Source organism: Bacillus salipaludis (assembly GCF_030938565.1).
GTDB lineage: Bacteria > Bacillota > Bacilli > Bacillales > Cytobacillaceae > Neobacillus > Neobacillus salipaludis_A.
The window spans coordinates 5,595,869-5,621,966 of the sequence record NZ_JAVGVR010000001.1; the positions used below are offsets into that span (position 1 = coordinate 5,595,869).

The following is a 26,098-nucleotide window of genomic DNA, read 5'->3' on the forward strand; positions in this document are numbered from 1 at the left end:
TATTAGGAATATCCCTTTTATCCACTGCTTATTTAATCGTTACATCATTTATTTCCAAATAACCAGATGGACTAATCGAAAAGCCTGACACATTCTTAGCAACTGCGGCAACATTTTCAATTACCCTTACCGGAATATATGGAGCATCCTTCATTTCCAATTCTTGAGCCTCTTTGTAAAGCTCGATTCGTTTTTGCTCATTCTTTTCTTTGCGGGCTGCGTCAATCAAATTATCAACTTGTTTATTACTATAAAAGAAAGTGTTCCCGGCAGGTCCCTGAGAAGCGGAATGCATTAAATTGTATTGATTATAGTCTGCATCCCCGGTTGCATTTCTCCAGCTTAGAATAAACATTTCCGAATTCCCTTTATTTACTTGTTGAACAAAGGTACCATACTCCATAACCTGAACCTTCACTTTAATCCCAATTCCTTTTAATTGAGATTGAACAACTTCAGCAAGATTTATTCTTTGTTTGTCGTCCATTGTTAGTAAAGTAGTCTCAAATCCATTTGGATAACCCGCTTCAGCAAGTAATTTTTTCGCTTCATTAAGGTTGTAATCATATCTTTTTAGGTCAGCGCTGTAGCCCAAAACCTTTGGCCCCATGAGGGAATTGGCTTTTTTACCTACATTGTTATAAACTCCCTTGATAATGGAATCCATTTCAATGGCATGTGCGATTGCTTTTCGAACCCGAACATCTGTGAAAGGTTTCTTTTTAACATTAAAACCAATATATTCGGTTCCATATCCTTCACTGCGGTATACTTCGGATGCTTGTGAACCTTCTACCGTGTCAATCATCTCAACTGAAAGCGGTTCAGCAATTTGAGCCTCACCTGTTTCAAGCATGGAGACTCTTGTAGTTTCTTCTGGAACTACCTTAAATACGACTTTATCTAACTTTGGTTTTGTTCCCCAGTAATTCTCGTTTTTAACTAAAACAATTTCCTGCCCTGGTGTCCAAGATTTGAAGGCAAAAGGACCGGTTCCATCTGGTTCCTGAATAATTTTCTTTCCATATTTCTCAATCGCTTTTGGGCTGATAATGTCTCCTTCATGGTTAGCCAAAATAGAAAGTAATGGTGAAAATGGCTCTGTTAAGATAAATTGAACCGTATAATCATCTACGACCTTTACTTCTTTCACCATTTTAAATACAACCGCTCTCGGCGAAGCGACCTTTGGATCTAACAATCGATCAAATGTCGCTTTTACAGCCTGTGCATTAAATGGTGAACCATCATGGAATTTAACACCTTTTCTAAGATAAAACTCCCATGTAGTATCATTCAACTGTTTCCACTTTTCAGCTAGTAATGGCTGAATTTCCGAATTTTTATCTCTTCCAACCAGACCCTCATAAATTTTTTCATGTGTTACGCTTGCTGCATTAATTGTTGACATAAACTGATGGTCTAAATTTTCTGCATCTGATAGACGCGCAATCACTAATGTTTTACCTTCAGTTGAAGCTTTACTCGTTTCATTTCCTTTTGTGCTTACATTTTTATTTGTTGAACAGCCAGCAATCATCATGGCCATCAACAAAACGAGAAAAAACTTTCCTAACACTTTTTTTACATTCATTAGACATAGCCCCTTATTTTTTATTTTATTGGCGTTTGTCTAATTATAAAAAATATTCTGACGATTTTATTTCAAATATCTTTACTTAAATTTGCAATATCTTTACTACTTTTTTAATCAGATAGATTCTACAATTTTAAGGGAAGCTGGGAACAATTCAGTTTCGGACAGCTGTTGATAATCTCTTTCTAAATATCCTTTTTTCATCTTGTCAAAATAGAGCTGTCCCTTGTCTTTGATTTCATTTAAATTAAGGCCTGGAATCTTTTGGTCCTTCATTACGACCCTGCCATTGATAATCGATAATTTAACATCCCTTCCTGTCCCACTAGCAAACATGGTTCGAATCGGATCATCTAAAACTCCCATATAAAATCCATCTAAGTCAATGGCAATGATATCCGCTTTCGCTCCAACAGCAATGCGACCAAGATCTTCCCTTCCAAGAAACTTAGCAGCACCGAGAGTGGCAGAACGAAAGAAATCTGCATAGGAGCAGTCATCCACGTCCCTTTCCTGTATACGTGACAGCATGCTGCCGGTTCTGATATTTTGAAACATATCAGGCGGAAACGTATCTGTTCCAAGTGCCAAATTGATTCCTGCCCGTTTATATTTTGCATAAGTTTCAAGTGCTGAACCATGCCTGCCGATGATTAAAGGACAATGAATCACCGTTGTATTCGTCTCTTTTAATAAACGCAAATCATCCCCTTGGCCAGCCATTGCTTCACTATATCCAGATATAAAATGTGCATGCGGAATTCCCGTTTGTGAACCTAAGAAACCAAGATCATACAAATATTGAATAGGAGTTGCTCCATGTTCTTTTACAATTGTATGATATTCAAAACTTCCTTGAGCAGCATGGAGTTTTATGGGAACCCCTAATTTTTCACTATAATATTTGGTCTGTTTCAAGCTTTCTGCTGTTTGGCACTCAATTCGTTCCGGTGCAAGCATTCCTCTTACCAAGCCATCAAAAGCACCATCAAATTCCTCAACAAACTTTACAGCCTTTTGTAAACCCTCTTTCCCTGCTTGTTCATCCCAGTAAAGCTTTATCGTTCCATCAGGCTGAACCACTCTAATCCCGGATTGATAACTTGGCCCGATATATAATCTAAGTCCTAGGTTACCTGCATGCTGAGCAGCTGCCGCAATTTCTTCATACGTTTCGGCCCATCTCTTATAAAAAACAGACGTAATCGGCATGGCGGTCGTAATTCCATGAAGGATCAGCTGTGAATAGGCATATAAGGATTTAAAAGCCTCTTCTTCTTCTGTCATTACTTCATGATGACCCTTTTCGATATAACGCTCCGACCATAGCAGATTTTTCTGTCTGTTCGCCCCTGCCTCTAAATGTAAGATATCGTGGTCAATATCTCCAAGTGCGTTTAAATCGATAAAACCAGGGCTTATCACTGCGTTACCAGTGTCAATCATTGCATCTACTTCTCCAGGAAAGTTTTTCCCAACATAGATGATGGTATCATCTTCATAAACAACCTCCGCATTTTTAAGGAGGACATGATCATATCCATCATAGCCGATAACATATTTTCCTTTTAGTTTAGTTTTCATTCAAATGCTCCTTTCTTTATAGTAAAATCATAATCTTCCTCGTTATATCTCTTTTCATCTATATAGGCACGTGCATGTCCCCAAAAATATTTTGTTGGCTGCATGTATTTTTCAAGACCGGCACGCTTGATGGTGGAACATGCCTCTTCATTGGCCTCAGTTAAAATCGCACCTTCATCAACGGTTAGAACGCTTCGCCCTTCCATGATTAGATTTCCATCTACAATTGTATGTTCTACATCATTTGCTACAGCTTGATAGACAAGTCGATGTACATGCATAAATTCAGGCGTTAGGTGGGGCTGATTTAGGTTGACGGTAATAACATCTGCCTTTTTCCCGACTTCCAGCGATCCCAATTCGTCATCCCAGCCAATGCATTTCGCGGCATCGATTGTAATCATTTCCAATAGTTTTCCAGGAGGTAAATAATATTCGTCTCTTACTGCTGCTTGATGAATAAACTGAGTTTTCCTCATTGCTTGAAAGAGATCAAAGCTTGTGGATGGAGAAGTTCCATCAGTAGAAATAGCAACTGTAGCTCCCAATTCAAGTAATTCGATGATGGGTGTACGTGCATGTACCTGTGTAAATCCTGGTGACGCACTCACATTTGTACCTGTTTCAGCTAAAATTTTTGCCTCATCAAAAGAAATTCCACGGCAATGCTGAAGGTGAACATCGGGACCTAAAAGTGCATTTTCCTTATCCTTGACGGCCAAATGAATCATTCCACCAAAGGCATCCGAGTGAATTCTTGTATTATATTTTCTCGCAATCTCTCTAATCTTTTTCGCTTGTAAGCGGTCATGATCCGTTAAACCATAAAGCCTCGCCGGTGAAGTTGGACTGGAAGGGTCTACGGAAGTAACGATTACAAATGGTGTAATAAAGGCTCTTGTTTTATCTTGATTCGCATGATTCAATACTTCGATGACTGCTTCAGCACCCTTGATTACTTCCTCGTAAGTTACTTCTCTAGTTACTCTTTTCCCATCAACCCAGCGGCTGAATAAATGCGGCCAAGGGGGATTGCAAGGACCAGTACAAACCACCTCTCTAACACCAACTTCGGCATAAGCCTTAGCATGATTGATTGCAAAAATCGGATCATCTGACCGCGGCATCGAACCTAAAACGGAAACTCCAGTCGTGATTCCAGCTTTTAATCGTTCTAAAGCAGAAAGCTTTCCTTCGTAATACCAAAAATCATCTGTTACAAAATGGTTATACGTATTTGTCATAATTGGCATCCAAAAGTCAATATTCTCCATTGCAATCGTTTTAAACATCGAATGTCCGCCATGACCATGAACATCAATTAATCCTGGTAAAATACACTGATGGCTGCAATCCAACACTTTTTTAGCTTCAAATTTTCCCATTAGCCTTTCTGTTATATCTACAGCTAAAATTCTTCCCTTATTTATGGCGACTGCACCATCTTGAAGAATTCGTCTATTTTTATCCATGGTGATCACGGTTCCATGTATAAGCAGTAAGTCAATCAAATAGGTCCGCCTCCTTTTCCTCTCAGACTTGTTCAAGAAATACCCTTGAACGAGTACAACACCTATTTAAATTATAAAAAAAAGGTCTTTTTTATATTTTCAGAATTCATACTATTTTTTAAACTTTTTTTACTAGATCCTCTTGTTGTATTTACTTAAAATATTGATTTTGATTAAAATTTAGTGAAAAACGAAAAGCGGAAGTGTCTTGAACAGCCCCAACAAGTGCTGGAGGGCCTGACGGTGAAGTGGTTCTTTGACTTCATCGGCATGCCTACATCACTGAATTTTCATCTTTGCAGGCATGCGAGGAGTAAACGGTACTTCCTTGAATATGCTTTGCCGCAGGAGCAGATTTGCAACCTAGGAAAAAAGCAGTTCATTTTTTCCCTAGAGGGGCTAAGCGCTGGAGCTAGACAAATTCTCGAAGTCAAAATTTATACTTTATTATTCTCTTAATGAGGGGGCATGAAGAAATGAATGTTTTAATTGTTGATGATGAGCCATTAGAATTGGAACAAATGGAATATATGCTTCAATCAGAATGCCCCAATTGGAAGATTTACAAAGCTGCCGATGCAAACCAAGCACATGAGATTAATCAGAATTTTTCTATCCAATTGGCTTTTTTAGATATAAACCTTCCAGGAAAATCAGGATTGGAATTCGGAGAAGAATTGCGGAAAATCAATCAGGAAGTGGACATCATTATGGTGACAGCCTGTCAGAATTTCAACTATGCACAACAATCCATTCGAATCGGAGTAGTTGATTATTTAACCAAGCCTATTATTGAAAGTGAATTATTAAGTGTTCTAGCAAAATATAAGGACAAACAGCAAGAAAAGGGTTATTCCAGTCTTATAGACAGTTCACTAAAGTTGATCCATGAAAAATTCAATGAAAAGATCTCCTTGTTAACTGTTGCGAATCAGGTGCATGTTAATCCGACATACTTGAGCCGGAAATTTCATGAAGAAGTCGGGGTATCCTTTTCTGAGTATCTAATCCAATATCGGATTCAAACAGCCAAACAATTTTTGATTACGAACATAAATTGGACGATATCGGATATTGCCGAAAAATCCGGATTCAGCAGCCAGCACTATTTCAGTACGTTATTTCGCAAAATTGTAGGAATATCTCCTACAGAATTCCGTGAAAGAGAAAATAAATCACTTTCTTCTTCCCAATAATAACAGGGATAAAAGAAAGTGATTTACTATTAAAGCATTTCTGTCTGAAGTTAATACTAGCTCAAACCGACATCATATAACCAGCGCCCCAAACTGTCTCAATAAATTGAGGGTTGGATGGGTCTTTTTCAATTTTATTGCGGATTTTTCTAATATGCACCGTAATGGTGGTAATATCCCCCGATGAATCCATTCCCCATATGCTTTCAAATAGATCTTCTTTGCTAAAAACCCGATTTGGGTGCAGAGCTAAGAAAAGCAATAAGTCAAATTCTTTCGCAGTTAAAGATATCTTCTTATCATTCACATAAACCTTCCGAGCCATTTCGTCAATGACAAGCCCTCGGATTCTTATTTCCTTTTTGGCCGTATCCATATTTCCTATTAAACGCTCATAGCGTGCCAGATGGGCCTTCACCCTGGCAACCAGCTCACTTGGACTGAACGGCTTAATAATATAATCATCGGCCCCAAGACCCAAGCCTCTTATTTTATCAATATCTTCCTTCTTGGCAGAGACAATTAAAATCGGGATATTCTTTACAGCTCTAACTTGTTTACAAATTTCGAAGCCATCCACCTCCGGAAGCATGATATCGATGATTAATAGATCATACTCTTTATTTAATGCACGTTTTAGCCCTTCCTTACCTGAGGTTTGTAATTCAACATCATGTCCATTAATCTCCAGGTAATCTTGCTGTAATTCCCCAATATCAAGATCATCTTCAATGATTAAAATTTTTTTCAATGTATTCACCACTCTAAATTGTCTTCTTCAGCGTAAAAAAGATACTTGTACCGATCCCTAATTTACTTTCCACCCAAATATCGCCGCCATGCTCTGTAATAATCTGTTTTGCTATTGCAAGGCCAAGACCGCTCCCGCCGGTTGATTTATTTCTTGACGTATCAACGCGATAAAAACGTTCAAAAATATAAGGGAGTGACTCTTGTTCAATTCCTGAACCATTATCACGGACTTCAATTTCTACAAAATCCCCTTTACCTTGAATATAAATCTCTATTTGTTTTTCTGCCTTTTTCATATGTTTTATGGAATTATTAATTATATTTGACAATACTCTTCTTAACTTATCACGATCGGCAATGACCCTTACTTCGTTTTCTGTCCTATTTTTAACAAAAATTTTTATATCCTTTTCCTCTAAATCAAAACCTATTTCCTCAACAAAATTGATGATATAACGGATGATTTCAATGTCCTCGAAGGAAAAGGGCATCTTTTTTAAATCAAGTTTGGAAAATAGAAATAAATCGTCAATTAATTGATCCATATCTGTCGCTTTTCGTTTGATGGTTGAAAGATATCTCTCCGTCTTCCCCTGTGATTCTGCAACACCATCTTGGATTCCTTCAATATACCCTTTGATCGCTGTAATCGGTGTTTTTAAATCATGTGAAATGTTCGAAATTAACTCCTTTCGGCTTTCCTCATACTGAAGCTGAAGTTTAATGGATTCTTTTAGCTTTGTCCTCATTTTGTCAAATGCATGATTAAGCTGACCAATCTCATCCTGTCTATCATACTCAATCTTAACATTCAGATTCCCTTCACCCATTTGTTCTGTTGCGTTTTTCAAAGAAAATAACGGCTTAATAATACTCTTGGATACAAAATAACTTAATAAACCATTTACAAGAATTAATGAAAGAAATAATAGCCCGAATATTAATGGAAATAAGCTTCTCGAAAGCTCAACAAATGGACTTACTTCTCTCATAATGATAACACTGCCTTTTTCTTGATTCGGAAAATAAAAATCGAACTTTACATATAAAAAAAATTGATGATCGATACTGATGGTATCTCTTACTTTAATATTTTCCGGTTCAAATGGAGGAAGCTTTTTTTCATCCTTTATAGAGTTTAAAATTTTTGAGGAATGGACAATTTTATCTCCTTTACGGACGATTAATCCAGAGGTAACTGAATCTAACTTTTGATCATATTGTTTAAGCATGGTTTGATTTAACAATTGATTTGGCTGTTTTTTCGCTAAATATTTAACATCCAGGAATACATTTTCCTCTGGTTTTGTTAAGGGCTTAAGCGCATATTGACGTGTATACAAATCTTTAATACTTCGAATATCCCCTGTAATTGCCACCGGAATCAACAAAGCGCTTATTAAAAAAAGTACTAGCGTCACGATTAGCATCGTTGTATGTGAAATAAATAATCGCCACCGAATGGACATAAGCGTGCCTCCTGCCGAGGTACAGTTTTTTTAAATTTACCGTAAAGGAAACAAGGTTGCCACCTTTTTGTAGACAACCTTGTTTTGAATTCAATTATTTCAATAGTTGTTTTTAAAAACTAAATTTTGGTTTAAATTCACCTTTATAAGGCTCATGTTCAACGAATACCGTTATGTCCCTGCCATTACTGTCTTTACCAGTTCTTTTATAAGTAAATTTATTTTTATTAAGCTCAGTAAGTTCAAGAGCGGCACCATACTTATTAGCTCCAATTGAAACATGGGCTCTTATTTTATTTTCATGTGCAACATCAAAGTAACCATAATCACCACGGCTTGCGCCCGTTTGAGCATTGAAAAACTCATATTTATTCGTCTTGTCATCAAATTTTGCCAGACTTATAAAATTTGAATTATATTTTGTAACATCATTGCCGTTTTCATCTAATACCTTTGTACCGTGCCAAAGAGTGCTGCCTAAAATTTTATCCCCATCAATGTTTTTAACAATATCCCCTGTAGTAGTGTCCAACTGCTTGTCTGGATCCGTAAAAGACAGTTCCTTTCCTTTATATGGAACATGTTCAACGAATACCTCTACATCGTTGCCATTAGCATCTTTTCCCATTCTTTTATAGGTAAAAACATCTTTAGTTAGTTTTGTTATATCAACAACAGCTTGGTAATTCATTGATTCTGAAATTAATATTCGCTTCTTCCCATCATTGGTGATAAAGAAAGTACCTTTATCGCCACGACTTTTACCAGTTTTCGCATCAAAAAATTCATATCTTCCTGATTTCGCATCATATTTTGCAAGACCAATGAAGTTTGCATTCTCATTTGTTAAGTCATGATGGTCTTTGTCGTATACCCTTGTACCCTGCCAATTTGTACTGCTAAGGATGTTAGCCATTTTCTGACCTTTAGTCAGTTTATTTTCGGATTGAATATTCGTTTGTTCTATTTTTGTGTCGTTCTTTTGTTTACTTACTTTGGCTTGTGCAATTGTGTTATACGCAGCTAATGCTATTGACAATCCAAGTAAAGGTGTAAATATTTTTGCTTTCTTGATCATTTATTTCATCTCCTAATTCATTTTTGGCATTTCTCAATAAAATAGTATTTCTTTTGTATTCTGATTTATGATTTCGTCGACGTACACTGATTGTACCTAACAGAACTTAACTCCCCATATAAAAAACATTATCAAATTCTTAACTTTTAAGTTTGATATCTTAAGCTAATTTAAAAACCGCACAGTTGTTGCTGTGCGGTTTTTAATACGAGAAAGTGTTCTAATTAGTTTTTTTCCTAACCTAGTTCACTTCTGTTCCAGCAATTCAAGAGATTGCTTTTTATGCAAATGATACAATGGATTCGTTGGATCTGTTGCAATCGCATTCTCAATTGCTTCCATTGATTCTTCATGCTTGCCGAGTGATCTTAGACTATTTGCCTTATGAAAAGAAAAATCGTATCTATTCGGCTGAAGAGCAAGTAACTTATCCATTTCAATTACAGCTTCCGCATGCCTTCCAAGCTCTCTTAAATAATTTGATTTATGGTAGCGGTAAAATGTTCCCTTCGGATCCAAATTACATGCTTTATCATATTCATTCAGAGCTTGCTCCGGTTTTTTCATTAATCTGAAACAATTTGCGGTGTAAAAATAAAAGTCTAGATCCTTTGGGTCAAGCGTTAGTGCTTTATTGAATTCAGTTAAAGCAGCAACATGTTTCTTTAATTCTAGCAGGAAATATCCTTTGTAATAGATTAGATCAAGATTATTGCAATCGAATTCAAGTCCTCTATCAATTTCCAAAATCGCATCTTCATACTTATCCGTTAACGCTAAAGCTTTTGCTTTTTTTATAGAATCATTACTTTCTTTATATTCCATGTTAAGAATGTTTACAACTTTTTGCTGATTAAGCTCTTTTGCATGTTGAAGGGACGACTTACCGTCTCTATCAGCCAAATGAACATCTGCACCTGCATCTATAAGGGTTTGAATGATATCAGAATATAATCTGCCTCCATTTCCCAAAATAACTGCCTCAAGTAGTGCAGACCATCCTAGATTATTGACATGATTTACCGGAACTCCTGCATCCAAACAAATTTGTACGGTTTTCAAATATCCTTTTTCACTCGAAGGCAATAAAGCTGTTCCGCCAAACCGATTCACACTTTTTACATCAGCACCTGCATCGATCATCCAACGCAAAATTTTATGAAAACCATTTGCTGCGGAGCATATAAACGGAGAGAGTTGGGTAATATCTCTTGCGTTAACATCACTTCCGGCCCCAATTAATAGCTTTGCAACATCTTCCTGATTTTTTTGTGTTGCCGCCATTAAAGCAGTTCTGCCATCCGCATCTTTATAATCTACACTTGCACCGTCTTTTAAAAGCTGTTCGACAAGATCATATTCTCCCCGTTCACTAGCATGAATAAGATTTTGGCTTAAGGATTGATTTTCCATTAATATTCTCCTTTACATTCTTAAATCCAAACTACCCATTATTCAAAAATAGTTTCTTCTACTCCACTTTGCGCAATCATTGTATCCAGGATTATACAAAATATTACGATAATTTAATTTAAAAATATTTACCTATATTTAAATTATCTTTACTAGAACCGCAAATCAACATTTCGAGTTTTTGAAAATTTTTACCGTAAATCTTTAATAAAAAGGCTATGTTAAAGAACAAAATTGATTTTTAAACAAAGTTGATTGGAGCGGAAGGCACGAAGACTCCTGTGGGAGTACGGGGTAGGGGAGACCCCACAGGAGCAAAGCGACGAGGAGGCTCCCCAGACCGCCCACGGAAAGCGAAGTGCCTGGAGCGGAAATCAACAACCCAGTTTAACAGTGCCAATAAAAAAAGAGACTAAATTGTCTCTTTTTTGCTTTCTCTAGCAAGAAAAATGAGGCTTATCGTAATAATGGTAAACGCAACAAACGCCAGCATCGGAATGGTTATGAAACCAAGCCAATTCAGATAATCCTTTGAACAAGGAACACCTGTAGTGCACATTTCAAACTGTTGCAGGTACGGTATTTTTTGCAGCACCATATGATATCCAGAAATAAGCATCCCAATGATGGATAATGGTAAAACATATCGATAGATGGCTAAATCATTTCGATAGCCAGCGATTCCAAGAATAATCACTAATGGGTACATGAAAATTCTTTGATACCAGCAAAGTGTGCATGGGATAAAATGACGGACTTCACTAAAGTACAAGCTCCCAAGTGTGGCGATAATTGCAGCAACCCAAGCAAGTAATAAGGATTTATTCATTTACCTATTTCCCCTTTGCTGCTTTATCAACCATATCCTTCAAATCATCAAGTGATTTCCCTTGGAACATCTTTCCGTCCACAAAGATAGTTGGAGTTCCTGTTACACCAAGTTTTGTAACATAATCCATATCCGTTTGCCAAGCAGCATTTGCCTTGTTGGCATCAAAATAAGCAACGACTTTGTTGACCTCATCCTCTTTCGCTACTTCTTTTAGTGTATTCGTCAAAAATTTCTTGTCATAAACATCCATTTTTTCATATTTAGGATCTTCCGGCTGCTTTTTATAAAGCAGGTCATGGAATTTCCAAAAAGTATCGTTTCCAAGCTCGTGGTATACTGCTTCAGCAAATTTTGCAGCTCGCTCTGAGTCTACATTAATAAAAGAATCGTTAAAAAAATATAGTTTTGCTTTTCCAGTATCAACTAACTCTTTTTGAATTACTGGAATCACACCCTCAGCAAAGTTTTTACAATTTGGGCATTTATAATCGCCAAATTCAATAATGGAGACTGGTGCTGAACTTTTTCCAAGGAATGGCTGGCCAGAATAATCAATTGCGACTTCCGACTTAGACGCTGGTTTTTCAACTTTTTTATTGTGATTTCCTAGAAAAATAAAGCCAAGAATACATACCGCTATTAAGCCGATCATCCAAAAGGTGAACTTAGATGAACTCCCCTGTTGTTTCGTATTTTTTTTGTTATTTGCCATAAAATTTAAACTCCTCATTTATTCTCTAAGATAGGTTTAATTGTACTAAACCTGTCCTCTAATGTGAAACAAAAGGAAACACCTTCACAAAATGTTAATATTACACCAAAAAATGCCATCGAAAAATGGCACTTCACTATTTTAGATTTGCATTTTTTCGTAAACTTTGTAGCTCTTTACTAAAAAAAGTGTGGTTGATTTCCGCTCCAGGATGCTCGCTTTCCGCGGGGCGGGCGTTGAGCCTCCTCGGCGCTTTAGCGACTGTTGGGTCTCACCTGTCCCGGTGCTCCCGCTGGAGTCTCGCACCTTCCGCTCCAATCAACTTCTCAAAATAACCTATTTAAAAACAACAATCTTTGAAAAACTGCCTTAGAATTTCATACACAGATAGCTCAGTGTTCCGAATTCATAATCGCGATAGATTGGTTGTACCTGGTCCAAACCGTTTCCGCTGCCCATCGCAATGAAAAATGGAACAAAGTGTTCCGGCCTTGGTACAGCAGTCTTGGCATTCGGTGCTTGTTTTTCATATTCGAAAAGGCTAGCTAAATCTTGCTTTTCAATTTTTTCTAAAAGCCAGCCATCGAAGGCGACAGCCCAAGGTTCCGGTTCTTTCTGTCCCCAATGAACGATTCGCAAATTGTGGACCGTTACCCCACTTCCAATAACAAGAATCTCTTCTTGCCCAATGCCTTTTAATGCCTCACCGATTTTGTATTGCATTTCTGGAGGCAGGAAGGGATGAACAGAAACTTGAATAACAGGAATATCGGCATTTGGATACATTTTTGATAACATCGTCCAAGAACCATGATCTAACCCTCTCTTCGTATCCAGATTAGAGGGAATTCCTGCTTGTGCTAATCGGTCTTTTAAATATGATGCGAGTTTAGTGGAACCTTTTGCGGGATACTTAATTTCATAAAGCTCCGGTGGAAATCCGTAGAAATCATAGATGGTTTCATACGATTCATCTAAAGAAGAAATGGTTAATGTTTCAGCTTCCCAGTGAGCAGTAAAAATGACAATCGCTTTTGGATGATATTGCTGGCCAAGTTTTTCTAAAAATCTTGTATAATTGTTATCTTCAATTGCTAACATCGGTGAACCATGCGCTAAAAATAAAGATGGAAGCATATCTTTCACTCCTTTACTTACTTTATGTAACTAACTATAATAACGTAATATATTTACGTCAAGTAATTAAATTGATTGTTTACAATCACCATATGTATAATAAAGATCATAGAGGTGAATAAGTATGAATCCATCAACATTGTGCCCTAAATTTGAGCAGGCTATGAAATTACTCAGCCAGCGTTGGACTGGTTTTATTATTTATCAACTTTTATCTGGCCCACAGAGGTTTTGTACAATCGAATCCTCTCTTCCCATCAGTGGACGTCTTTTATCAGAACGATTAAAGGACCTAGAGCATGAAGGGATTGTAAAAAGAGAAGTTTTTCCTGAAACACCGGTACGAATTGAGTATTCTTTAACGGAAAAAGGAATGGCGATGGAGTCCATCATAAGGGAAATAGAGAAGTGGTCGGGGGAATGGGTTAAGACCGATGAAGAAGCATGAGTTTCCATGCTTTTTTATTTGTGTTCTGAGAAGTGAAAATAAATAAACTTTCCCTACTATGGTAAAATAAAACGGAAAATCATACACAAGGAGAGGCGAAAATGATTTCAAAAAGCGAATACACCGGATACATCGGCACTTATACAAAAGGTGACAGCAAAGGAATTTACACATTTAAATTAGATACTGAAAATGAAAAAATAACCGATATTAAAGCAGTTGCTGAATTGGACAACCCTACTTACCTTAACATCAGTCAGGATAATCGATATTTATATGCCGTTATAAAAAAAGGTGAAGAAGGCGGAGTGGCTTCTTTTTCGCTTGATAGCGAATCCGGTGAACTTACCCCAATGAATACCCAGTTAGCTCCCGGTTCGTCTCCTTGCCATGTTAGCATGGACAGCAAAAATCAATATTTATTTAGTGCAAACTATCATAAAGGAACCGTTGAATCTTATCTGCTTGACTCTGAAACAGGTTTCATTCAGCAGCCTGCTTCCGTTATACAACATGAAGGTTCTGGTCCAGATCCAAGACAAGAAAAGGCCCATACCCATTTTGCGGGAATCACTCCTGATGAAAAATATATCGTAGTGGTTGAATTAGGCACCGACTTACTTCTTACATATGAAGTAAACATTGATGGAGAATTAACGGAGGTTAGCCGTTTATCCACCCCTGCAGGAAACGGTCCAAGACATATTACTTTCCATCCAAACGGAAAATTTGCTTATGTGATGACGGAGTTTAGCTCAGAGGTCATTTTCCTTACTTATCACGCTGAAGATGGTCATTTTATAGCGAACCAATTTATTTCTACACTTCCTGACGATTTTAAGGAAAACAATCAAGGCAGTGCCATCCATATTTCTGCTGACGGCCGCTTTGTTTATGCCGGGAATCGCGGGCATAATAGCATTGCTGTGTTTAGTGTGGATGAGACTACTGGTGAGTTAAGCTTTGTCTATCGAGTTTCCTCTGAAGGAGATTGGCCAAGAGATTTTTCGATTGACCCAACCGGCAGATATATGGTCGGATCTAACCAGGAATCAGGCAATCTTGTCCTTTATCGCCGAGATGTTGAGACAGGAAAACTTACTTTGATTGAAAGAAATATCGAGGTTCCTTTTCCAGTATGTGTGAAGTTTTTGCATTATTGATAAAAATTGAATGACCCAAACTCCCCCTCCAAATATGACCTGCTCGCTTTGAAGCAGGTCCTTTCCCTAGGGGATTTTTAGAAACTTTTTGATCTCTGCAATCGTAATTCCTAAATTACGTGCCTGAATAATCAAGTATAACCATTCTTTATCTAGTTCTTTTTCGCCAATTTGATGGATTCCCATGTTTAAATTTCCCTCCTAAAATATAGGTATTTTAGGTAGCTCAGTGGTCAATATATTTTACTTTTGCACTCAAGCTTTACTCCCACTCTTTTAAAACGTGTGCCCTTTATCTTATAAATCCTTATTTCGTTAAGAAAATATTACCACGAAAATTCACTATATCGAACAAGAACAGTCCCAAAAATTCCGACAAAATTTTAATTCAAGAAATATCCAACTCATTCGGTTTTTATTTTTTATATAAAAGCCATATTAAATAAAAATAGTTTTATTTATTTGAGGTGTGAATAGTGCATTTTTTCCATGGGCAAGAATCATTAACAATAATGGAATGGTGTTTAAGAGCGATCATTACTTTTTTCTTTATGCTTTTTTCTGCAAAGATTATGGGCAGCCGTGCCATTTCTCAATTAAGATTGTTGGATTTCATTATGGCTTTAATGTTAGGGAATATCATTGCACATCCACTATCAGACCATAGCATTGGGATGAAAGGTTCGATTATCTCAACGATGATTATCATTGTCTTATATATGATTTGTATTTCTATATCCTTAAAATGGCCTCGCTTTCGCAAGTTTATGGATTCTGATCCTATCCCGCTCATTAAGGATGGAGAGATTCTAAATAAAGGATTATTAAAAGCAAGAATTTCAGTAGATTACTTATTGGCTGAATTAAGAAAAGAGAAAGTGGAGGATGTAAAAAAAGTAGCTTTGGCACTATGGGAAGCAGACGGTCAAATGTCTATTTTTTTGGATCCTCAGTTTGAGCCGCTTACACCATCGAACTACCAAATGAAAACTGAACCTTTTGATTTACCAAAGACCATTATTTCGGAGGGGAAAATAAATTTCCATGTACTTCAGCAAATCAAAAGAGATGAAAAATGGTTATATAATCACCTGAGAAATTTCCATCAAACTGATGTATCAAATGTATTACTAGCAACAATTGACAGAAAAAGTCAATTAAATATTCTTCTATATAAATAAGATTAAAAGATCCATCATTAAAAAGAGATGGATTTTTCCATTTAAATTAAAATATTTATCACTTTTCCTAATGGAGATTTAAGTACATCTGAGTTTTTAGGAAATAAATGTGCTTTTTTATTATTCCATTATCTTTCGTTAATCATAGAATAGAGTAAGAATCTAATAGATTCTACCAATTTTTAAGGGAGTGATTCGAATAGCTGAAAATCCAAATGTTTATGTTGAGGATTTTACAGGTAATACACCCCAAGCCAAAATTCAAGCAGCGATTGATTTCGCCTCGCAAAACTCTAAAAAAACAGTCATTGCATCCGATAAAGATTATTATTTAACCGGTACAATTATTATTAAACAAGGGGTAAAATTACAAGGAAGTTACGCGACAAGGTTTATTATGGGCGCAAATGTCCGGGGGTTTGAACTACAAAAGGATTCTTCATTGTGTAATGCTAGTATTATGATTGATTATAAAGGTTATAGCAAAGAAGCTATTTACTTGGATGGAAAATACCAATACTACAATACGTGGAATAATACTGCACTCAAAAATCTTGTCTTGGTGAATTGGACAGGGACAGTTTCAGGTATTGGGATCCGGCTATACTCAGGTGGGAGCGGCCATGAGATTTCATATGTAAACTTCACAGATATCAAAATTGTATCTTTTGAAAAAGGTATTTATTTAAAGGCGGTTAAACCCGCTAGTGGATTTGCATATGTTAATGCTAATCGTTTTGATAAAATCTCATTGGAAGATTGTATTGAAAATATTGTTTTAGAAGGCAGTGAAACCATCCCCAATGAATGCAGCGGGAATTCTTTTACAAATTTACAAATCCAACCTTCATCGAATACGAAACTCATCATGTCTATTCAAGGCCAATATAACAAGATAGATGGTATGTGTTGGGACTTGCAACTCATTCAAAATTCGAATCCTATTTTTATATTTAAGCCAGAAAGTAACTATAATGAATTGGATATGAAATCAATACCAGCGAATCGTATTCTTAATAGCGGGAAAACAAAAAATAGATTTGAAACTTTTTAAAACTATTTCTCTAAGGAAACACAGGGCATTCCATGACTAACAAACTGTTATCACGGAATGCCCTTCTAGACGCTAAAACCACTATTACAAGGATCATTAATGGTTCTTTTTTGTTTGAACTTATATATATTTAGATCTGCCATGCACTGTTTTTAGATCAGAATCTTTTAGATTTCTACTTTTCTTGCTGTTCAATCCTATCCCTATTTTCCCAACAAAATAATATCCATATGGAATTTTATTCAAGACGAAGGTAACTACGATTGATAAGAGCAGACTGCCGATGAAATAGAATATGGTTTGGAATAATGGATTCATATCAAGAGAAAGTCGGTTGAAAAATACGTACATTAAAGCTAAGAAAACAGGATGGATTAAATAAATTCCAAACGAATATTGGCTAATCCAAACGAAAATTTTAGGAACCTTAGGAAGTTTCGTAGCAATATAATAAATCAGCAAAATCATACTAGTAGTAAAAAACACCATATCGACCCTTTTGGATGAAATACTAGAGATTAGATGTGAATCATATAAAAATAAACACATTCCTCCGCATAGTAGTGGACTTACAATCACCCACTTGGAATATTTATTTAAAAAATTAATGAATGATGAAAAGTTTCTACCACAGTAATAGGCAAGTGTAAAATAAAACAACCAGCCAAAAAAGGGAATCCAATAGAATTTATCCCAAATGTATGCACCGATTTCAGATGGATATGGTTTAACAAAATTGAAAAATCCTAAATAAATTAAATTTATTAAAAGTGCACTTCCCATGACCGAGGCTGGATTCCACTTTTTTAAAAATTTATCAAAGAAATAATGAAGCAGGTAAAATTGAAAGATAACTAGTATGAAATAACCATGATAATCCCCTAACAAAAGATGCCTCCATAAAAAATTTATAAAGGACCCCATTAAATCACTGCCAGAGCTTATCGATTGTTCGAATGCTTTTAAGAAAGCATAAAATGTGCCAAACAAAACATATGGCACCATAATAAACTTTAACCTTTTCGACCAAAAATTAGATGGAAGTTCTTGCGGATACGAACGTGATAAGATAAATTCAGAAATAAAAATAAAGGCTGGCGTACCGAAAGTTAATAAAACCCTGACTAAATTGACAGTATTATTTTCGTCAGCATAGGCCCTCGCCAATGAATGAAGAAGTAATATACTTAGACATGAAATACTTCTCATTAAGAAGATTTCATTTATTAATTTTTTAGGCAAAATTATCTCTCCTTTGTATAATTATTATTTTTTCCTTATTCATAAAAAAACACTTCTATATATTGATATAATTTCCTTTTTGCATCATTTCCGTAAATTCCAAAGGTATTGCCAATTATTTTTATATATTCACTAATAGTGATGCCAACATTGTGTTTACTTAACCACCATGCCTTTGGGTCATAGGTTGTATTACTGGCAACATAAATTAGTTTCGTATCACTATCCTTATAGACTCTACTGAAATTATATTTCACCCTTCTCATATGGTAGTCAGATGAGACGATCAGTGCAGAATGATATTTATGCTTTTTCATAATTTTTTTTACATAGACTGCACTTTCATATGTGCTATCTGCCTTTCTCTCCAATATTACGGATTTCCTTGGCAAAAGTCTTATAGTGCTTTCCCATAGATTGTCTGCCAGTCCATTGGATACAATCATTTTTCTTGCATATCCCGATTGATAAAGTTCATATGCTTTTTCAAGACGTCCTTCTCCTCCACTTAATACGACAATTACGTCCGCTGCTTTTGGTGCTTCATCCACCACAAGAAATCTGCCTGCAAACAATAGGAAAAAAGTGAATAATAAAACGATTATAAAAAAAATTCTTTTTCTTATTTTTTTTCGTTTCTTAATGGACAATGTTCCTTGTCGTCTGATTATTGAAAACATAGTGTAATGGCCTCTTTAAACCGTTGCACGTTCAATAAGACTATAAATTTCTTTATACGAATGTCTTCGATCAAATTTTTCTTCTGCCAATCTCCTAGCGTTTTCCCCATATGCTGCGCGCAAACCTTTATTTGTATAAAGCTGTTCAATTAATGCGGCTAATTTAACCGCATCACCAGGATTATAGTTAAGACCAATATTTTCGCTTGTTACCATGTCCATAAATTCCTTATTAAGGCTGCTATTTAATATAGGTAATCCAGCGGATAGAAAATCTCCAATTTTGTTGGTAATACTTTGTTGAGCACCTTTACTAATTGCATTTGCTGCAATATCAGATTTCACTAAATATGGAATCATCTCTTCATATGTAAAGTGACCCATAAAATCCACGGGGGCTCCTAATTGATTGGCCAAATTCTCAAATTTCGCTTGTAATGGGCCTGACCCAAATACTTTAAAAACGATATTAGTGAACCCTTTATCTTTTAGAATTGAAACTGCGCGAATGACTGTTTCCAGGTCATAACTATAGCTAATAGTTCCTATATAGGTAATCCAAAATTCATTAGGCTCTTTGTTAACTGGATTATCTTTATACCGATCAAAAACACCCAGGTCTGTTCCAATAAAAATAGGCAAGTAACTTCTGGCATCCAGATTAACTTTTTTTACACGCTGCACATAACTTTTAGATACGCCCACAACATAATCTGCTAAACTATAAATTTTATTGGCATAGATGGTAAGAGGGTATAATAGGGCATCCACTAATATCTCTGGAAGCGGAATGGCATTCTTGACTGCCTCTGGCCAGACATCCTGGATATCCATAACAAATGGGATTTCAAATTTCTTGGCATATTTCCCAACAATAAAAGCAGCGTCCATCATAGGGTAAGCGCAGTAAATCACATCCGGGTTATGTTTTATATTTTTTAAATAAAACGCCAATTGTTTAGAAAATTGTCTATGGCTTTGAATACGATCAATCCCAATATTTTTTTGGTATCCCAGTTCCTCTAACATAACGATTTTATATTTTAGGCTCTTACTGATCATTTCAATTTTCGCATTATCCCTAAATTTTTTATCGCTGTGCTTAAAATTACTTGTAAGTAAGGTAACCCTATGCCCTTTAGAACTTAATTTGTCAGCAATATACGTGAATCTATTAAACCCCTTTTCTCCTGGAAGAATTGTAAAGGGAGCAACTAAAAGAATCTCTCTACTATTTGTTAACATCCGAACACTCTCCATCCAATTTCAGGTTTTCTTAAACTGCTAGATAACCACTTGCATAATTTCTTTCGGTTGATTCGTCATATATAAAAGTACTTCCTTTAGCTCATCTCTATCTAGATGGTTATAAACCTCAAGTAATTTTGTTATTTTTGTTACTTCTACATTCACCGACTTACCTACGAAAATTTTAGGATGGATCTGAAAATCCTGTACTTCAGTCTTACTAAGAATTTCTTCAAATAGTTTTTCTCCTGCTCTTATTCCGGAGAAGGTTATCTCTATATCATTCTCAGAATAACCTGATAATCGAATTAAATTTTTAGCAAGATCTACAATTTTTACTGGTTCTCCCATATCTAGGACAAATATTTCTCCACCTTGTGCATTTGCTCCAGCTTGTAAAACGAGCCTGGACGCCTCAGGAATGGTCATAAAATATCTTGTCATTTCAGGATGTGTTACTGTTATGGGACCGCCCTTTGAAATTTGTTCCTTAAATAATGGAATGACACTCCCCCTGCTTCCTAATACATTTCCAAAACGGACTGCTACAAACCTAGTATTGCTTTTATGATTTAGTTCCTGAACAATCATCTCGGCTATTCTCTTCGTAGCACCCATAACACTCGTTGGGTTTACTGCTTTATCCGTTGAAATCATGACAAATGTTTCCACACCATTTTCTCCTGCCGCCTCTGCAACATTTTTTGTCCCGATTACATTATTCTTAATAGCTTCCTCTGGATTTCTCTCCATTAATGGAACATGTTTATGAGCTGCAGCATGAAATACAACCCTTGGTTTATATTGATTCATAATCGTAAAAATTTTATCCCGGTCTGTAATATCAGCAATTTCAGTAACAATTTCAAAATGATGATTTAAGGAGGACTTCAATTCCATCTCAATGGTATAGATACTATTTTCGCCATGACCAAGGAGTATAAGTTTTGACGGTAAAAACAGAGAAATTTGCCTGCAAATTTCTGAACCAATGGATCCACCCGCACCTGTTACCAGTACAACACTGTCAGTAATGTATTTTGAAATCGAGTTTGTGTCCAATTCAACAGGCTCCCTGCCCAATAGATCACCCGGTTCGACATTGCGAATTTCATTAACAGAGACCTTACCTGTTACTAAATCCTCGAACATCGGCATCATCTGTGTATTAATCTTTGTTTTGATGCAATCCAAATAAATACTGTGTAGTTCTTTTTTTGTTAGAGAGGGTATTGCAATGATAATATTTTCAATTTTTAGATCCCTAACTATATCTTTAAGCCTGCTCAAACCACCAATTACGGGAAGACCTAAAATTTCAAGATTTTGCTTTTGTTTATCGTCATCAATAAAGGCAACAGGAATTAGATCACAATCCTTACTATTCTTTAATTGTCTTGTTGCCAGCATACCCGCAGACCCCGCACCAATAATAAGCGTCCGCTTTTTAACCTTTTTATTTCCGGAAAAGTGTTTTTCTTTATAGATGCGCCATGAAAACCGGGAACCCCCAATTAAAAATAAATGCATCATCCACGTTGTGGTTAAAATTCGAAAATAAATTTGCTGTCCAATAATCCATTGTATAATCGCTGCGGTAATGACGGAAAAGGTTACAGCTTTAAGAACGGTTACCATTTCATCTGCACTTGCATACTCCCAAGCCCTCTTATACAGCCTATATCTAGAGGCAAATAAATGATGACTTACAAGAAGGGTTGTTGATACAAGTGTTAACGGTACTTTAGGAACAACACAGCCAGAGAAAAGTAGAAAGCTGCAGATATATACGGATGCAAACACGATTAAGGAATCAACTACTACTAAAGAAAGTAGCCGTTTCTGAAAACTCATGGGTGGACACTCCTTTCTTTTCTATTTAAAGAAACCATTTTGTTCTTTTTAAAGAACACCCGGACATAAAATGGTTTACTAATTTTTAAAAATTAGCAATAAAGTGTTGTTCCCTTCTTCGACTTACAAAGGATTGAATAATTTGTATTACCCGTGATTGTTCATCTTCGGTCATGTTGGTCCCCGACGGCAAACAGATCCCTCTTTCAAATAAAGTTTCTGCGACATTCAAATGTTCTGAATGAGAATAAAATCTGTATTCATTAAGTAAGGGTTGTAAATGCATTGGTTTCCATACTTGTCTTGCTTCGATATTTTCTCTTTCTAATTCTTGAATTAACTCAAATGGCGTAAACAATGGTTGTTCTGAATCTATATAAAAAGTAGTTAACCAACGATTGTGTCGTGTTCCTTTGTATTCAGGCATCAAAACAATCTCTTTAATATCGCTTAATCCTCTAATATACCGCTGATAAATAGCCTGTTTTTGTTTTACTCTTTCTTCAATTACAGATAGTTGGGCAATCCCAATTCCTGCTAAGATGTTACTCATCCGATAATTGTAACCTAATTCACTGTGTTGATAATAAGGCTTATTGTCTCTTGCTTGTGCAGCAAGAAACCTCCCCCTAGCAATTGCTGTTTTATCATCTGAAACTAACATTCCTCCACCAGATGTGGTAATAATTTTGTTTCCATTAAAGGAAAACACACCAAATTTACCTATCGTGCCACTTTTTCTCCCTTTATAGGTGGAACCAAGTGATTCAGCTGCGTCTTCAATTATAGGTACCTGGTAAAAATTACAGATTTCTACTATTTCGTCCATTTTGGCATTCTGTCCATAAAGATGAACTACAATTACCGCTTTAGGTAAATTCCCTTCTTTTTCAGCATCCATGAATGCTCTTTTTAAAGCATCTGGCGACATATTCCATGTATCAAACTCTGAATCAATGAAAACTGGTTCAGCTTGTTGATACAGAATTGGATTTACACTAGCAATAAATGTAAGTGTGGAGCAAAAAACTTTATCCCCAGCTTTTACATCAAGCAATCTTAATGCCAGGTGGAGAGCCGCTGTTCCTGAACTGACTGCCAATGCATCGTTTACTCCAACATATTGACAAATATCCTCCTCAAACCTATCAACATTTGGACCTAATGGAGCAATCCAATTTGTTTTAAAAGACAGATCAATGTATTTCTGTTCATTTCCGGTCATATGTGGTGATGATAGATAAATTCTCTTCTTATTACTTTCCATGAACCCACCCCATTCTCTAAAAATTCTGAAATATAAACATAAAAAATTATTATTTACTAAGCTGCTTTTGAAAGGTCAAATCCGGGTGCCTGTACAGGGGAAAATAATTTTCGGAAACTGGCAGGTCTTTAACTAACTCATAATAAATCTTCTCATTACGGATTCTTTTCCCAATGTAAAAAGGTACATCTCCATATTTATTAAAACGCTTTTTAAACCGATATAAGGTATCACTATCCCCGGTGTATCCTCCACCTAAATGTAAAGCTTTTTTCCCTTTAGTCTTTGCCCATTCCACTACGTAATGAATTAATGAATTATTAGGTGAGAAATTTAAATATTCTTCGTCTGAACCTAACAAATGGTAATGAATGAAATCACCATAGTGCATAAAAAAACATGACATGATCACTTTATCGTCCATCACGACTTCTATTAATTCCAGGTGATCCTTCAAAAGTTCAACACTATTTTCAAAAAAGGACCTCTGAAAATAGTAATATTCATATGCATTTTTCTTATCCATCGTTTTATAATATAGATTAATAAAGTTATCCAATTCTCTTGGATTTCGATGGACCATTCTAAAGTATTCATTTGCTTTTGCTTTTCGTAGCCTATTTCTATTTTTATTATCATAATTGGCCCAGATCTCTTCTAAATCCAATGACAAATCAATGTAAATAGTATGACGGTTTAAGGTAGATTCTATATCTTTATAATCTTGATCATTCCGAATTAATGGATGAAATCGAACAAACTCAGTAATAATATTATTTTGAAAACAATAAGAATGAAATGAATCCTCAAATTCTCTGAATAGCTGCTTTTTATTAGATTCGTCTTTCGTGTTGGTAATTGGACCTCCATAACCATAAGGAGTTGTAATATCATACAATTCCCCATATTTTTTTGAAATATCCTTTGAACTGGGCAAGGTTTTAAGCCTTCTCATTAAGAACGGGTAATAGACAAAATCCTGGCCATTATCATAAATATAAAGCCTTGCCTCCCCTTCCCCATTTCTCTCATAAATTTCAAAGTATTCAGGTGTAAAGTATATATCCTGACTTACAGTTTTTCCTAAAAATTCATACCAACTCTCTTTTTGAGATAAATCAAATACTTTATAAACCACTATTTTTCCCCCTAAAACCTATATAGAATGTTTAAATTCGATTTATTTTTTTATAACCGAGCTAGTAAATTACTCTTTTTAAATCTTTAGATCCATCCTGTTACTTTGACAAGCCAATCTGGCCGGGAATTGACTTGAGAGAATTTCACTTGCCATTAAAAGAAGTTTTCGTTTTGAGTCCAACTTATTAAGAAAATGTAGTAAATCATCATCATGAAAAGATTTAGCATTTGTTAGCCGATATAATTGATGATTTATTCTACCTATTTGATAAACTCCATTTCTAGTTGTACATGTTAGCATTGAAAAACCAAATGCCTTTTGCTCAACCTCAGCATTCGGATAGTTCTCTATATAACATTCATTAAAACAATTCGACGCCGTTACAAAAGGCTGCTCACCAACATACCAGTAGGTCGAATCCTTTTTAACAAAGCCAATTTTCTCATACCAATTCATTGCCTTAGTATTATTATTAAAAACATCGAGGGATAGGTTCGATTTCCTATTTTCATCCAACAACTTATACCCGTGTTTTACCAGAAGGGATCTTCCAATGCCCAATCCCTGATATTCAGGCAATACATAAATATTATTTAAAAAAAGATGATTCTTTAAAATACGCCATTCCGTATATCCTGCTAATTGGTCTTCAATAAATGCTCCGTAAAGCTTCACTCTTCGAAATTCCTCAGGTATGGTAAGCAATTTTTTTAAGTATGCCTCATAGCCAATTGAACTAAAAATGGTAAGTGGAAAAATATCTTTATCCATTCCAGATTCAATTAGCTTGGGTATTTGATGAACATCTTTATTTTTTAAGGCTTCGATTCGTATTTCCATTGGTTTTTTTATCCACCTTTTAAAGACTTTGCTTTTATCTGTCGTTCTACGTCAAAATCCAACATTTGTTGATCAGGGACATTGGCAATCCCTTCGCGTTTTAATGTTTTGCTAATTGTTTTTAAAATAATTTTTAAATCTAAGAGGAAAGAATGGTTTTCAATATAATTTACATCTAATGCCAGTCTCGTGTTCCAGTCCAGTTCGTTCCTCCCCTCTACTTGTGCATACCCGGTAATTCCAGGCCGAACAGTATGCCTTTTTCTTTCTTCTTGAGAGTAGTAGGGCAAATATCGAACTAATAGCGGCCGGGGTCCAACCAGGCTCATATCGCCTTTTAGCACATTGAGTAATTGTGGCAACTCATCCATACTTAATCGTCTGATTAAAAGCCCTACTTTTGTTAAGCGAATAGAATCCGGTAAATCGTTTCCCGCTTCATCCTTTTCATTTGTCATTGTTCTAAATTTAAATAGTGTAAAAATCCGCTCCTGATACCCGACTCGTTTTTGTTTAAATAGAATTGGTGAACCAAGTTTCAACCTGACCACGATTGCAACCCCCAGAATGATGGGACTAAAGAGGCACAACAGTAGTAAACTCACAAAAATATCAAAAAGTCTTTTCATAGTGCCTCCTACATGTTTTCATTATAAAATTACTCATTGTTCTTAAATAAGAACAAATAGTCAAAAATG

General features: G+C 35.8%; 24 protein-coding genes. 5 read left to right on the plus strand and 19 right to left on the minus strand.

The features are described 5' to 3' along the window. Window positions 1-28: 28 nt before the first annotated feature. From RCG21_RS27875 to RCG21_RS27885, 3 genes are all read right to left on the minus strand, one after another. Window positions 29-1,594, minus strand: a complete 1,566-nt coding sequence (locus tag RCG21_RS27875; protein ID WP_308913973.1) for a glutathione ABC transporter substrate-binding protein — start codon at window positions 1,592-1,594, stop codon at window positions 29-31. A gap of 117 nt (window positions 1,595-1,711) precedes the next feature. Then, entirely contained in the window at window positions 1,712-3,181 is a 1,470-nt protein-coding gene (locus tag RCG21_RS27880) for an amidohydrolase family protein (RefSeq protein WP_308913974.1), read from the minus strand. Next, window positions 3,178-4,653, minus strand: coding sequence for an amidohydrolase family protein (locus RCG21_RS27885; protein WP_308914307.1), 1,476 nt, complete (start codon window positions 4,651-4,653; stop codon window positions 3,178-3,180). The genes RCG21_RS27880 and RCG21_RS27885 overlap by 4 nt, the downstream gene beginning before the upstream one ends. Before the next feature lie 515 nt (window positions 4,654-5,168). Between RCG21_RS27885 and RCG21_RS27890 the strand changes: the two genes are divergently transcribed. After that, entirely contained in the window at window positions 5,169-5,888 is a 720-nt protein-coding gene (locus RCG21_RS27890) for a response regulator transcription factor (RefSeq protein ID WP_133334152.1), read from the plus strand. Window positions 5,889-5,949: 61 nt separating this feature from the next. Here RCG21_RS27890 and RCG21_RS27895 read toward each other — a convergent pair whose 3' ends face one another. The 7 genes from RCG21_RS27895 to RCG21_RS27925 form a co-directional block, all read right to left on the minus strand. Continuing rightward, window positions 5,950-6,648: a response regulator transcription factor gene (locus RCG21_RS27895; protein ID WP_133334222.1), complete on the minus strand. Its 699-nt coding sequence runs from the start codon at window positions 6,646-6,648 to the stop codon at window positions 5,950-5,952. Window positions 6,649-6,652: 4 nt separating this feature from the next. Then, window positions 6,653-8,110 (minus strand): sensor histidine kinase, encoded by a 1,458-nt coding sequence (locus tag RCG21_RS27900; RefSeq protein WP_133334151.1) that lies wholly within the window; start codon window positions 8,108-8,110, stop codon window positions 6,653-6,655. Between the two features lie 112 nt (window positions 8,111-8,222). Next, entirely contained in the window at window positions 8,223-9,188 is a 966-nt protein-coding gene (locus tag RCG21_RS27905; RefSeq protein ID WP_308913975.1) for a DUF4822 domain-containing protein, read from the minus strand. 246 nt (window positions 9,189-9,434) lie between these two features. Then, entirely contained in the window at window positions 9,435-10,601 is a 1,167-nt protein-coding gene (locus tag RCG21_RS27910; RefSeq protein WP_133334149.1) for an ankyrin repeat domain-containing protein, read from the minus strand. 412 nt (window positions 10,602-11,013) lie between these two features. After that, window positions 11,014-11,430 carry a disulfide oxidoreductase gene (locus tag RCG21_RS27915; protein WP_133334147.1) on the minus strand — a complete coding sequence of 139 codons (417 nt, stop codon included), beginning with the start codon at window positions 11,428-11,430 and terminating at the stop codon, window positions 11,014-11,016. 4 nt (window positions 11,431-11,434) lie between these two features. Then, window positions 11,435-12,145, minus strand: coding sequence for a DsbA family protein (locus tag RCG21_RS27920; RefSeq protein ID WP_308913976.1), 711 nt, complete (start codon window positions 12,143-12,145; stop codon window positions 11,435-11,437). A gap of 369 nt (window positions 12,146-12,514) precedes the next feature. Next, window positions 12,515-13,282, minus strand: a complete 768-nt coding sequence (locus RCG21_RS27925) for a DODA-type extradiol aromatic ring-opening family dioxygenase (RefSeq protein WP_133334145.1) — start codon at window positions 13,280-13,282, stop codon at window positions 12,515-12,517. A gap of 124 nt (window positions 13,283-13,406) precedes the next feature. On the opposite strand from RCG21_RS27925, the gene RCG21_RS27930 reads away from it, so the two are divergent. Both RCG21_RS27930 and RCG21_RS27935 read left to right on the plus strand, forming a co-directional pair. Further along, complete coding sequence (locus RCG21_RS27930; RefSeq protein ID WP_133334144.1) at window positions 13,407-13,730, plus strand: winged helix-turn-helix transcriptional regulator; 324 nt, start codon at window positions 13,407-13,409, stop codon at window positions 13,728-13,730. 101 nt (window positions 13,731-13,831) lie between these two features. Next, entirely contained in the window at window positions 13,832-14,893 is a 1,062-nt protein-coding gene (locus RCG21_RS27935; protein WP_133334143.1) for a lactonase family protein, read from the plus strand. 66 nt (window positions 14,894-14,959) lie between these two features. Here the strand turns inward: RCG21_RS27935 and RCG21_RS27940 are convergent, their stop codons facing one another. Further along, on the minus strand, window positions 14,960-15,079 hold the full coding sequence (locus tag RCG21_RS27940; protein ID WP_133334142.1) for an anti-repressor SinI family protein: 120 nt from the start codon (window positions 15,077-15,079) through the stop codon (window positions 14,960-14,962). Between the two features lie 290 nt (window positions 15,080-15,369). On the opposite strand from RCG21_RS27940, the gene RCG21_RS27945 reads away from it, so the two are divergent. Both RCG21_RS27945 and RCG21_RS27950 read left to right on the plus strand, forming a co-directional pair. Further along, the gene (locus tag RCG21_RS27945) at window positions 15,370-16,074 is read left to right on the plus strand and encodes a DUF421 domain-containing protein (protein WP_208025347.1); all 705 of its coding nucleotides are present in this window, start codon (window positions 15,370-15,372) and stop codon (window positions 16,072-16,074) included. Window positions 16,075-16,264: 190 nt separating this feature from the next. Continuing rightward, window positions 16,265-17,128, plus strand: a complete 864-nt coding sequence (locus RCG21_RS27950) for a hypothetical protein (protein WP_235824775.1) — start codon at window positions 16,265-16,267, stop codon at window positions 17,126-17,128. 120 nt (window positions 17,129-17,248) lie between these two features. On the opposite strand, the gene RCG21_RS27955 is transcribed toward RCG21_RS27950, so the two are convergent. From RCG21_RS27955 to RCG21_RS27990, 8 genes are all read right to left on the minus strand, one after another. Then, window positions 17,249-18,370 (minus strand): acyltransferase family protein, encoded by a 1,122-nt coding sequence (locus RCG21_RS27955; protein ID WP_133334141.1) that lies wholly within the window; start codon window positions 18,368-18,370, stop codon window positions 17,249-17,251. 35 nt (window positions 18,371-18,405) lie between these two features. Continuing rightward, a complete protein-coding gene (locus RCG21_RS27960) occupies window positions 18,406-19,050 on the minus strand; it encodes a YdcF family protein (RefSeq protein WP_308913977.1) in 645 nt (214 codons plus the stop codon). Window positions 19,051-19,065: 15 nt separating this feature from the next. Next, window positions 19,066-20,295, minus strand: coding sequence for a glycosyltransferase family 4 protein (locus RCG21_RS27965; RefSeq protein ID WP_308913978.1), 1,230 nt, complete (start codon window positions 20,293-20,295; stop codon window positions 19,066-19,068). A 39-nt stretch (window positions 20,296-20,334) separates the two neighbouring features. Beyond that, a complete protein-coding gene (locus RCG21_RS27970) occupies window positions 20,335-22,152 on the minus strand; it encodes a polysaccharide biosynthesis protein (protein ID WP_308913979.1) in 1,818 nt (605 codons plus the stop codon). 85 nt (window positions 22,153-22,237) lie between these two features. Next, window positions 22,238-23,419 (minus strand): aminotransferase class I/II-fold pyridoxal phosphate-dependent enzyme, encoded by a 1,182-nt coding sequence (locus RCG21_RS27975; RefSeq protein WP_133334137.1) that lies wholly within the window; start codon window positions 23,417-23,419, stop codon window positions 22,238-22,240. A 49-nt stretch (window positions 23,420-23,468) separates the two neighbouring features. Then, window positions 23,469-24,557: a GNAT family N-acetyltransferase gene (locus RCG21_RS27980; protein WP_133334136.1), complete on the minus strand. Its 1,089-nt coding sequence runs from the start codon at window positions 24,555-24,557 to the stop codon at window positions 23,469-23,471. Window positions 24,558-24,635: 78 nt separating this feature from the next. Continuing rightward, entirely contained in the window at window positions 24,636-25,400 is a 765-nt protein-coding gene (locus tag RCG21_RS27985; RefSeq protein ID WP_133334135.1) for a GNAT family N-acetyltransferase, read from the minus strand. An 8-nt stretch (window positions 25,401-25,408) separates the two neighbouring features. Beyond that, complete coding sequence (locus RCG21_RS27990; RefSeq protein WP_133334134.1) at window positions 25,409-26,029, minus strand: sugar transferase; 621 nt, start codon at window positions 26,027-26,029, stop codon at window positions 25,409-25,411. Window positions 26,030-26,098: the final 69 nt, after the last annotated feature.